Here is a 10,462-nt window from a genome sequence, read left to right on the forward strand (position 1 = left end):
ACACGGCGACCGTTCGATTTCTTTAAGCTTTCGCTACATTTCAATCTGGAAAGGATTGCGGGCAAATCGCAACATTTGGGAAGGCGCGGTTTTGCACATGCAAGGGGCGCGATCTATAACTGAAGCAGCAGCGTGGACGTTCTCTGCGCGCCCGCTTTTGTCCCTCTTCTTGCGCCGCGCCACGCTGCGCCGCCTCCCGATCCGGCGGAGGCGCGTCCACTGTGGAAGCATCAGCTAACACGTTCGGCAGCCTGGCGCCCATGCGCCGGCATTCCGGCCTTCCTCTCGAGTGCGCACGGCACGGCAGCGTGTGCCGTGCGCGCGCGCCGGGACGTCGCCTGTTGCGGCCCCGGCGTTCAAGAAGGAGTGTGGAAATGAAGATCCGATTGGCGTTTATCGCCGCCATCTTGACGGTGGCGGCCGCGACGGCGCCTGGCACGGCGCAGTCGCAAAGCGAGCCCATTTCGCAGGAACGCGCGCATCAGACGATGACCAACGATGCGAATGCGAGCGCCCAGGCGAACACCGATATGTCGTACGGCGGCATGCCCGATACGCGGAGCGCGACGGGGTCGCGCCGCAGCAAGGCGTGCTGGCCTCGTTCGGACTGCGATATATATTTCGGGCAGTGATCGATCAGGCGCGAAGGCACGCCGAACAACTCGCGCGTGCCGTAGACGCCTGATCGGTGGCGCGATGCAGAACCTTGCAACGCGCTTTCTGACGCTTGACCCAAGGCAAGCGCTGGCTTAACACGTGCGTGTCAATGCCTTAAACGCGCAGCGAAATGAAAGGCGGCAGCCTCACTGCACGGCCTCACTGCACGGCGGTCTGCAACAACCCCACCACGCGTTGCAGCGGCACGAGCAGATCGGGCGCGATGGCGTAGAGCGGGCCGAGTGTCTGCGAAACGTCGCGATAGTCCATATGCGCGTGGCCCGTGTCGTCTTCCCAGACCACGAGGCGCAGCGGCAACTCCAGCGCCGCGTGCGGATTGGCCGCCATGACCGGCGTGCCCGCCTTGGGATTGCCGAACAGGATCAGCCGCGTGCGGCGTAAATCGAGGCCGGCGAGCGCGGCGGCCTCGCGCTGGTCCACGTCTGCGAACACGACGGCGCCCGCGCCCTCCAGCGCGGTCTTGATGTGGGCGATCGTCGTGTCGAAGTCGTGGGCGCTCTTGAGCGTCACGACGGATGAGGGGTGTTGCCCGTGCCCGGTCGTCATGGCTGGTGCTCCTTGGTGGACGCACGCGCGTGCGTGTACGAATTCGCACTGTAGTCGATAAAGACGACAGCCTGAAGGCGAATCCATCTCACGACGCTTGGGCGCGCCTGAAACCGCCGGAGCACGAAGCCGCTACTCCCTTAAATGGCACCCTGCAGGCAGGTCTTTTCGCTCCAGCCATAGAGCCACTGCACCGCGTCGTAGAACTGCTCCTGGGTTCGTCCGACCCACAACGAGTTGCGCACGAGCCGCTCGACGCCCTTCGCGTGATAGATGCGGCCCATTTCGCGCGCCGAATACAGCACGCGCGCAGCGCGCGGAATGCGGGCCTTCTCGTAGATCGAGAACGTCTTTTCGAAGTCGCCGTTTGCCGCCTCGTAAGCCGCGCCCAGCGCGACCGCGTCTTCGAGCGCCTGGCAGGCGCCCTGGGCGATATATTGCGTCATCGGATGCGCGGCGTCGCCCAGCAGCGTGGCGCGGCCGAAGCTCCAGCGCTCGACCGGATCACGATCGGCGGTTGCCCAGCGCCGCCACGAAGTCGGACGATCGAGCATCTGGCGCGGCTTCGCATGCACGCCTTTGAAATACGACAGCACTTCTTCCTTGCTGCCGTCGCGCACGCCCCACGCTTCCTGCTCGCGGCTATGGAAGGTGACGACGAGGTTGTACTGACGCCCGCCGCGCAGCGGATAGTGCACCAGATGGCAATGCGGGCCGGCCCACACCACCGGCGCGTTGATGCGCAGATCCTCGGGCATATTGTCCGTTTCCACCACGGCGCGATAGACCACGTGGCCCGTCACGCGCGCATCGTCGCCGATCAGCTTCGCGCGGATCGCCGATTTCACGCCATCGCAGCCAATCACAGCATCGGCGCGATAACGCTCGCCGTGCTGGTCGGTCAACGTCACGCCGCTTTCGTCCTGTTCCAGCGTCTGCACCTGCGTGCTGGTGCGGAACTGGATCAGCGGATTGCCCTGCACCGCTTCGAGAATCGACAAATGGATATCCGCGCGATGAATCACCGCATACGGATTGCCGAATCGCTCGCGAAAGCGCTCGCCGGTTTCCACGCGCGCGACTTCGCTCGCATCGGTGGCGTCCATCAGATTGAGCCAGTCGGTGTAGACCGCGCGCGTGCGCGCCGCTTCGCCCGCGCCCAGTGCATCGAGCGCATGGAAGGCGTTAGGCCCGAGCTGAATGCCCGCGCCGATTTCGCCGATCTTCTCGGCCTGTTCCAGCAGCAACACCCGCACGTTGCGGCGAGCCAGCGCAAGCGCCGCTGCCAGTCCGCCAATGCCGCCGCCAACCACGATCACGCGCGGTCCGGTTTGATTCGTTGTACTCATGGTAGATGTCTCCTCTGACCGGATCACGCAATATAGTCGGGTTGCCGTTGCGGCTGTGCCTGCATAAAGGCCGCATGCGTCTGCGCATGCTCATACACCGCCATCGCACGCGGATACGCCGCGAGATCGCAGCCGAACCGCAAGGCGTTGCCGATCTGCGGAATCAGGCAGCAATCGGCCAGTGTCGGCTGCGCGCCGAAGCACCACGGTCCTTCGCTGCGCGCACGCACGAGCAGACGCTCGACGCCCGCCATGCCCTCGGCGATCCAGTGGCGATACCACGCGTCCTTTTGCGCAGGCGTAACTTTCAGCACATCCTGCAGATAACGCAGCACACGCAGATTGTTGACCGGGTGAATATCGCAGGCGATCAGATCGGCGAATTCGAGCACGCGTGCGCGCTGTTGCGCATCGGCGGGAATCAGACGCGGCTCGGGATGCTGCGCGTCGAGCCAGTCGACAATCGCCAGCGACTGCCCGAGCGGGCCGCCTTCGAGCGCCGCATCGGCCAGAGCCGGCACGGCCGCCGAGGCATTCACTTCGTTCACGTACTGCGACTCGCGATGCGCGAGCGTGCGGATATTCACCGGCAGCGTGGCGTAGTCGAGGCCCTTGAGCGCGAGGGCAATGCGCACGCGCCAGGACGTCGAGCTATTGAAAAAACTGTAAAGCTCCACGATCGACACTCCTGCTGCTTCAGACCACGCGCACGCTGAGTTCGCCCAGACGCTCGACGCCCACCTTCATCGTCTCGCCGGCCTTCACCGGGCCCACGCCTTCGGGCGTACCCGTGAAAATCACATCGCCCGGTTCGAGGCGGAAGAACTTCGACAGATACGCCACCGTTTCCGCCACCGACCAGATCAGATGCGACACATCGCTTTTCTGTTTCGTTGCGCCATCGACGCTCAGCCAGAGACCGGCTTGCTCGAAGTGACCGGTTTCGCTCGCGCGATGGATCGGACCCATCGGCGCGGAGCGGTCGAAGGCCTTGCCGATTTCCCACGGACGGCCCATCTCGCGCATTTTCATCTGCAGATCGCGGCGCGTCATATCGAGGCCGACTGCATAGCCCCACACATAATCGAGCGCGTTGTCGACCTCGATATCCGCACCGCTCTTGCCGATCACAGCCACGAGTTCGGCTTCGTAGTGATAGTTCGTGGTCTGCGCCGGATACGCGATGTCGAGCGTTTCGTCATAGGCCACCGGCACGATCGAATCGCCCGGCTTGCAGAAGAAGAACGGCGGTTCGCGGTCGGGATCGAAGCCCATTTCACGCGCATGTGCGGCGTAATTGCGGCCCACGCAATAAACGCGGCGCACGGCAAATTGATCATTCGAACCGGCGACGGGAACGGCAACAGGTGCCTCGGGAGTAAAGACGAATGCCATGATTCTCTGGATGCTCTCTGAAAAGGAATGGGATCAGCTACGCGCTTCGCGCAGCAGATTCAATGCGGCCATCACGGGACGGTCCGAATAGCTGAACAGCACGCTGTCGGCATCGGCGTCGAGTCGGACCGGCGCCCACGACGGCGCGACGAAAACATCGTGCGGCGCGAATTCGAATGCCTTGTCGCCGATATGCGCGGTGCCCTGCCCTTCGACCACGCAATAGACGGTGGCGTCGGTGCTGCGGTAAGTGCGGCCGCGAAAACCCTGCGGCAGAAACTGCATGAAGGTGGCGATGGTGGGCATCGGCCAGCCGCCGGTGGCCGGGTTCACGTAGCGCAGCTTCACGCCGTCCCATTCGTCGAGATCGCCGTGACGATACAGCGTGTCCAGCGCCTCGCGGCTGCGTTCATACGGATAACTAAAGATCGGCGAAGTCGGATCGCTTACCTTATGACGCACCGGCAGCATATTGCTGCCGTAACGCGCGAAGCTGTCGCCTTCGGGGCGCGTGACCGGCTGGGTGTCTTCGGGGAAATTCTCGGCGAAACTCGCGTCGAGATGCGCAACCAGCGGAATATCCAGACCGTCGAGCCAGATCACCGGCTCGCCGCCATCGTCGAGCGACGGATTGCCGTGGTCGTGCCACGTCCACGAAGGCGTGATGATGAAATCGCCCGGATGCATGGTGGTGCGCTCGCCGTTCACGGCCGTCCACGCGCCCTTGCCTTCGACGATAAAGCGCAGCGCCGACTGCGTATGCCGATGACTCGGAGCGATTTCGCCGGGCAGAATCAGTTGCAGGCCCGCGTAGAGATTCGGCGTCACGGCCGATTTGCCGGGCAGGCCCGGATTCTCCATCACCAGCACGCGGCGCACGGCTTCGGCCGCGCTGATCACGGAACCGGCCTGCATCACCAGTTCGCGGATCTGCGCGTATCGCCAGTGAGCGGGCTGCGCCTTGGGATGCGGCGACGCCGAAACGAGCGTGTGCAGCGACTCCCACAGCGGCGAGAGTTGCTGGCGAGCGATGCGCTCGTAATAGGCGGCGCGGGATTCGTTTTGAACCGTCGACATCGGTGTCTCCTTTTTTTGGCGGCGCGCGGCGCGCTTGTGAGTGCTGCGCGCGGCCGGATTCGATCTGCAACGAGTGAATTTATAGGCCTGCGAGGCATACCCTGTAAAATGACAAATTCATCTCATCCATATAGTTCTGTATATACCTTGGAGCGCGCGTCATGACGGACTGGACTCATCGGCTGCGGTTACGGCATCTGGAATTGCTGCTCAAAGTCGGCGAAACCGGCAATCTGAGCCAGTCGGCGGCGGCGCTCAACACCACGCAGCCGGCGCTGTCGAAATGGCTCAAGGAACTGGAGGAAGACATCGGCCTGCCGCTGTTCGAGCGGCACGCGCGCGGGCTGCGGCCCACGTCCTATGGCGAGGCGTTGATCGCGCACGCGCGCCGGATCGCCGGGCATCTGGATAGCGCGCGCGACGACCTGGCCGCGCAGCGCGACGGCGGCAGCGGGCTGGTGGCGATCGGTACGTCGGGGGTGTCGGCGGCGGATACCGTGCCGATGGCGGTCGCGCGACTCGTGAAAGATCTGCCGCGCGCGCAGGTGCGCCTTGTCGAAAGCACCATGAATCTGATGATGCCGCAACTCATGCGCGGCGAACTCGACATCGTGGTCGGGCGCACCTCCAGCGAGGCGATCGATCCGCTGCTGCAAGGCGAAGTGCTGTACCGCGAGCGCATCAACTTCGTTTGCGGGCTGGAGCATCCGCTCGCCGCGCGCGAGTCGATCGACTGGGACGATGCGTTTGCGTATCCGTGGATCATCTGGCCCGAGGGCACGCCGGTGCGCAAGGCGCTGGAAACGGCGCTGGCGGCGGCCGGGCGCGGCCTGCCGCGACATTGCGTGGAATCGAATTCGTCGATCCTCAACGTCACGCTGCTCAATCAGACGGCGCTACTGGGCGTGGCATCGCATCGCGCGGCCATGCGTTTTGCGCGGCTCAACGCGCTGCATGTCTTGCCGATGCGGCTGACGGGTTTTGGATCGGTGTCGATGTACTGGCGCGCGGACAGCGCGAACCGCGTGGCCGTGGCGCTTGCGCTAACGCATTTGCGTGCGTGCGCACGCATCGGCGTGGAAGGCGAGGAGGAGTGGAACGAGGAGGAAGACGAAGACCGGCTCGCAGCGGCCGCGCATGCGGGGAAAGGTCCGCGGAAATCACCGCAGAAAGCGGCAAGCAAAGCGGCAGCAAGCAAACGCACCAACAAACGGGCAAGCGCATCAAGTCGATGACGCGCTCGCCCGGAAGCGCTTAAAGCATCGGCGTGAGTTTCTGGACCTGCTGCGCGAAATGTTCCTTGTCGGCGCCGTCGAGCGCGGTACGCACGGGCAGATCGACCGTCAGCGGGTCTTGCGGCACGTTATCCACGTGCACTTCGTAATGCAGATGCGGCCCGGTCGCCCATCCGGTCTTGCCGACATAGCCGATCACCTGGCCCTGCTTCACCTGCGCGCCCGCACGCAGCGACTTCGCGAAACGCGAAAGATGCGCGAAGGTCGTCGAGTACTCGCCGAAGTTCTTGATCTTGATGACGCGGCCATAGCCCAGTTCCCAACCTGCGAACGTCACCGTGCCTTGCGCCGTGGCGTGGATCGGCGTGCCGATAGGCGCCGCGAGATCGACGCCTTCGTGCGCCGCCCAGCGGTGCGTGACCGGGTCCAGGCGCTCCGGCGAAAACTCCGACGAAACGCGCGTGAAGTTCACGGGATAACGCAGGAAGGTCGGCGCGGCCGGGCGGCCGTCGGCGCGATAGTAGAACGCCTTGCCGTCCAGATTGCGGTAGAGGAACAGATCGTGCGATTCCTTGCCCGTGGAAATACGCATGGCGACGGGCGTGGCGTCGGCGTTCGCTGCGCTGCCAGTCGTTGCATCCGCAACCGTCGCGGCCGATGCCGAAGAAGCCGCAGCAGCCGAAGTCGCCACCTGAGTCGTGCCGTTGCGGAACACGAAGCGCACTTCGCTGCCCGGACGCAGATCGTGACGGAAGTCGATCCGCCCTTCCAGCGCGTGCGCGAGCTTCGCGGTGATCGCGGCGTTGATGCCCATCTGATCGGCGGCTTCGGAGAAGCTGTGCTTGACCTGCACGGTTTCGACCCGGTACGCGGGCACGGCGGGTTGCACGACGGGAGCCGGCGCGGGAGTGGGAAGCTGGGCGACTGCGGGCACTGAGGCGCGGCGGGCGGCTTGCTCGGGCATGTCGTCGGATGCATGCAGCGAAACATCGTCGCCTGGCTTTGGCAACTGGTGCGAAAGCCATGCTGTGCAGACCGTGCTGAGAGCGGCCACGATGAACGCCTTGCCCGCGACTCCCGAAGATGTCGTCGATACGAGCTTGGGCATCTACTGGGTACGGATTACTGGCAGAAAACCGCGCGATGCGCCGTTTTCGGGGAGACATCGACGCCGTTGCAGCGACGATGAACGAAGGCACCGAGACTAACGGACGATTCTTAAGCGAAACTTAAAAAACTGTCAAAAGCGTTGAATCCCTGTTTTTAACGGATCGATCGCGGCAATTTACAGAGGAATCGTGAATTTTGCTGCAACCCCTTCGATCTTCGCTATGCCAGCGGCATCGCAAGCAGGTTCGCCCTTCGCTCAAACGCCTCTGAACACCCGCGACGTCACATTTTTAAATACGAATGATTCTCATTTCTTGACGGACGTAATGGGGCGCAATATTATTCTGACCATTCCAAAGACGTCGCCATTTGACGTCTACCTGGCGCCTAACGTCGTCATTGTCAGCTATTCGTAATGTTCGCGGATCGAGCGCCGAAGCCATGCTGCCTTCCCCACGGATCGCAGCCGCAGGCCCACCCTCGATAAGCACTGCTATGGAGATTCAAGAAAATGAGTTGGGGCGACGAAAGCACAGTTTATGACGTAGTCATCAACGGCGAAGAGCAGTACTCGATCTGGCCGACCTACAAGGCCATGCCGGCCGGCTGGCGCGCCACCGGCAAGCAGGGCAGCAAGGCCGATTGCCTCGCGCACATCGACGAAGTCTGGGTCGACATGCGCCCGCTTTCGCTGCGTCAGGCGATGGACGAAGCCGACCAAGCCGCCGCCGCCACCGCCGCGCGCTGACGAGCCACGCATGCAGCCCATTCGACTGTTCTGTCTGCCCTATGCGGGCGGCGCGGCGCATATCTATCGCGACTGGCCGCGCGACGTGCCGGCATGGCTCACGGTCACGCCGCTCCATCTGCCGGGGCGCGGCCTGCGCCTGCGCGATCCGCTCGAACCGCGCTGGGATCGTTTGATCGACGATCTGGCCGGCAGCATCGTCGCTTCGCTGGGTCACGCTTCAGACAGCCCTTTCGCGCTGTACGGCCATAGCCTGGGCGGCCTGATCGCGTTCGAACTCGCTCATGCACTGCGCGAGCGCATCGGCCGCGAACCGGTATGGCTCGGCATTGGCGGCTGTCCCGCGCCGGCTTTTCAGACAGTCGAAAACGCATGGCTCACCTGCCCCGAGCAGACCGTGATCGCCGAACTCGAACGCTTCGGCCAGACCTCGCCGGAGTTGCTGGCCAATCGCGAGTTCGTCGAGATGATCCTGCCGGTGGTACGCAACGATTTTCATCTGTACGGCACCTGGCGCGCCCGGCCGCGCGCGCCGCTTGCCGGAGCGCTGCATGTATTCGGCGGCCGCGCCGATCCGGCGACGCAAGATCTCGCGTCGCTCGACGGCTGGCGTAGCGAAACGTTTGGCGCCTTCGAGCGCAGTCTGTTCGACGGCGGTCATTTCTTTATCGACGCCCAGCGTCGCGCGCTGCTCGACACCATCACCAGTTCGCTCAACCTGATCGGTTTGCTCAGGTCGCGGCGGGACCGGATCGAGCAGCCCTTCCCGGCTTGAACTGACGGACCGGTGGCGCATCGCGGACAGCGACGCCGGCCTCTCTCATTCATAGGATTCCTCTCCAATGAACACCAGCGCCTTTCCTCCCCTGTTCGATTTTTCCGCGCAATTGCCGGAGCGTGACAGTTTCATGCAACTGCTGCGCGAATTCGCCGCCACCGACGCGTTTCGCAGCGCGACCGTGGACGAACTCGTGCTCGACGGCGACTTCTTCCGCCGTCCGCTGCGTCCCGAGGATTTCAGCTTCCTCCAGTACCGCAAGCCCGTGCGCGCCGATAACGTGAGCCGCCTGCCGTCGCTCGCGACCAACCGCACGCTGCTGACCATCAACGAACTCGACATCGCCCGCGCGCCCGGCGCCGACGCCACCGCGCAACGCCACTGGCAGGCGTTCTACTCGGCCAAACCACGCCTGCTGGGCGCGCAGATGGTGCCGTATCTGGAAGCCTACGCGTTCGACTATCTCGGCAACGAAGCCCAGCCCGGCGAAGATGCGCAAACGATTGGCGCCCGCCTGCGCGCCGTGATCGACGACGAAATGGCGGCCTGGTCGAATCACTTCGACATGCTGATGAAACGCGACTTCCTCGAAAACGGTCTGCGTTTCATCATGATCCAGCGCTGGGCAACGCTCACCACGCGCCGCACCGCGCTCGAACGCGCGCGCGCCTCGCAGTATTTCGACTGGCTCGAACCGATCGCGCAGCCCAGCCTCGCCAGCAAGCTCCCGGACGACGCCACCTTCGCCCGCATCGCCCGCATGTGCGGCGTGACCGCGCCCACGCATTCGTACTGGCAGTTCTATCTGCCGACCACGCTGCAGCGCTGCAACCTGCTCTACGCGCTCGGCTCGCGCCCGGACCGCGCGTTCGCGCTCGCTGGCGCCGCCTTCGTGGCCGAAGCCGAACATCTCGCCTTTGGCGCCGCGCTGCTGCGGGCCTGCGCGCATATCGCGCCGGACGCCGCCGCCCAGACGGACTTCGACGCGCTGAGCACGCAGTTGCAGCGCCGCTTCGCCCAGGCCATCGACACGCTGGTCGAACATCACGGCGCGGCGGCGCTGCATACGTTCGCGCAAGGCGTGGCCGGTGCGCAACTGCTGGGCGCGCGCGCTCGCTGGGACCTGGGCGAACAGCTCAACTGGCTCTCGCAGATCGACACGTATATGAATTACGCGCGCCAGATTCACGACCGCATCGAGCGCGACTTCCCGGATATCGATCGCGATACCTTCGTCGAGCCGCAGGAAATGTGCTCGACCACGCACGTGCATAACGAGCATCGTCTGGTCGTGATCGAAAGCGGCGACATGATCTTCTGGGGCAACCTCGGCATGCAGTTGAAGATGCATCCGGGCGATATGGTGCTGATCCCCGACGGCCGCCTGCATGGCTCGACCGTCGTATCGGATTCGTGCACCTACCACCAGCCGATCATTCCCAACGAGTGGATCGCCGACCTCAAGCCCGTGCCGCAACGCGCGCGCGAAGCCGTGGCCACGCCGGGCTGAGCGCCAGCGCCCGCGCCACTGACCGGGACAACGGCG

At 64.1% G+C, this 10,462-nt stretch carries 12 protein-coding genes; 6 read left to right on the forward strand and 6 right to left on the reverse strand.

All coding sequences use genetic code 11. The features are described 5' to 3' along the window. The first annotated feature begins 374 nt into the window (after positions 1-374). Positions 375-632 (forward strand): hypothetical protein, encoded by a 258-nt coding sequence (locus U5A67_RS06070; protein WP_321818224.1) that lies wholly within the window; start codon positions 375-377, stop codon positions 630-632. 184 nt (positions 633-816) lie between these two features. Here the strand turns inward: U5A67_RS06070 and U5A67_RS06075 are convergent, their stop codons facing one another. The 5 genes from U5A67_RS06075 to gtdA form a co-directional block, all read right to left on the reverse strand. Beyond that, complete coding sequence (locus tag U5A67_RS06075; RefSeq protein ID WP_321818223.1) at positions 817-1,224, reverse strand: DUF302 domain-containing protein; 408 nt, start codon at positions 1,222-1,224, stop codon at positions 817-819. 140 nt (positions 1,225-1,364) lie between these two features. Further along, on the reverse strand, positions 1,365-2,573 hold the full coding sequence (locus U5A67_RS06080) for a 3-hydroxybenzoate 6-monooxygenase (protein WP_321818222.1): 1,209 nt from the start codon (positions 2,571-2,573) through the stop codon (positions 1,365-1,367). Between the two features lie 23 nt (positions 2,574-2,596). After that, positions 2,597-3,250: a maleylacetoacetate isomerase gene (gene maiA, locus U5A67_RS06085; protein ID WP_321818221.1), complete on the reverse strand. Its 654-nt coding sequence runs from the start codon at positions 3,248-3,250 to the stop codon at positions 2,597-2,599. Positions 3,251-3,269: 19 nt separating this feature from the next. Next, positions 3,270-3,968, reverse strand: coding sequence for a fumarylacetoacetate hydrolase family protein (locus tag U5A67_RS06090; RefSeq protein ID WP_321818220.1), 699 nt, complete (start codon positions 3,966-3,968; stop codon positions 3,270-3,272). A gap of 33 nt (positions 3,969-4,001) precedes the next feature. Beyond that, positions 4,002-5,045, reverse strand: coding sequence for a gentisate 1,2-dioxygenase (gene gtdA, locus U5A67_RS06095; RefSeq protein WP_321818219.1), 1,044 nt, complete (start codon positions 5,043-5,045; stop codon positions 4,002-4,004). A gap of 161 nt (positions 5,046-5,206) precedes the next feature. Between gtdA and U5A67_RS06100 the strand changes: the two genes are divergently transcribed. Further along, positions 5,207-6,280: a LysR family transcriptional regulator gene (locus U5A67_RS06100; RefSeq protein ID WP_321818218.1), complete on the forward strand. Its 1,074-nt coding sequence runs from the start codon at positions 5,207-5,209 to the stop codon at positions 6,278-6,280. A 19-nt stretch (positions 6,281-6,299) separates the two neighbouring features. Here U5A67_RS06100 and U5A67_RS06105 read toward each other — a convergent pair whose 3' ends face one another. Next, entirely contained in the window at positions 6,300-7,388 is a 1,089-nt protein-coding gene (locus U5A67_RS06105; protein ID WP_321818217.1) for a peptidoglycan DD-metalloendopeptidase family protein, read from the reverse strand. A 190-nt stretch (positions 7,389-7,578) separates the two neighbouring features. Here U5A67_RS06105 and U5A67_RS06110 point away from each other — a divergent pair, with 190 nt between their 5' ends. From U5A67_RS06110 to U5A67_RS06125, 4 genes are all read left to right on the forward strand, one after another. Next, entirely contained in the window at positions 7,579-7,806 is a 228-nt protein-coding gene (locus tag U5A67_RS06110) for a hypothetical protein (RefSeq protein ID WP_321959682.1), read from the forward strand. Between the two features lie 95 nt (positions 7,807-7,901). Next, the gene (locus U5A67_RS06115; protein ID WP_321818216.1) at positions 7,902-8,138 is read left to right on the forward strand and encodes an MbtH family protein; all 237 of its coding nucleotides are present in this window, start codon (positions 7,902-7,904) and stop codon (positions 8,136-8,138) included. A gap of 10 nt (positions 8,139-8,148) precedes the next feature. Then, entirely contained in the window at positions 8,149-8,913 is a 765-nt protein-coding gene (locus tag U5A67_RS06120) for a thioesterase II family protein (protein ID WP_321818215.1), read from the forward strand. 67 nt (positions 8,914-8,980) lie between these two features. After that, on the forward strand, positions 8,981-10,426 hold the full coding sequence (locus U5A67_RS06125) for a peptide synthetase (RefSeq protein WP_321818214.1): 1,446 nt from the start codon (positions 8,981-8,983) through the stop codon (positions 10,424-10,426). Positions 10,427-10,462 lie beyond the last annotated feature (36 nt).

The organism is Paraburkholderia sp. J69-1 (assembly GCF_905220255.1).
Taxonomy (GTDB): Bacteria; Pseudomonadota; Gammaproteobacteria; order Burkholderiales; family Burkholderiaceae; genus Paraburkholderia.